This window comes from Stenotrophomonas sp. GbtcB23 (assembly GCF_019091045.1).
Lineage (GTDB): Bacteria > Pseudomonadota > Gammaproteobacteria > Xanthomonadales > Xanthomonadaceae > Stenotrophomonas > Stenotrophomonas rhizophila_A.
In genome coordinates this window covers 1-252 of record NZ_JAGXKC010000530.1, presented here as the reverse complement: position 1 = coordinate 252, position 252 = coordinate 1, and the positions used below count along the sequence as shown (strand labels likewise).

The window sequence follows — 252 nt, the reverse complement described above, 5'->3', positions numbered from 1 at the left end:
CTGGCTGCTGACAACCGGCTCGTGCTTCAGCTCCGGCTGGGCAAAGGGAGCTTGGCGAAAGCATACGAATCGACCACGGCAGCCGCCTTCTTTTACAGCTTCGACGACACCCCGTCTGACGAAAAACTGAGCTCAGACGTACTCACCATGGCGGCGCTATTGGGGAGCATATACGCAGGGGAACTCGCTCAGATTCGCACGGCAGAGACCTCGCTCGACGTTATCTCAGCCTTCGTTGCCATGGAGGCGACT

The 252-nt window shown here is 58.7% G+C and carries 1 protein-coding gene; it reads left to right on the top strand.

Annotated features, from left to right (window positions below):
• The coding region (locus KVS69_RS20025; RefSeq protein WP_217539968.1) for a DUF3578 domain-containing protein at positions 1–252 on the top strand (252 nt) is incomplete at both ends.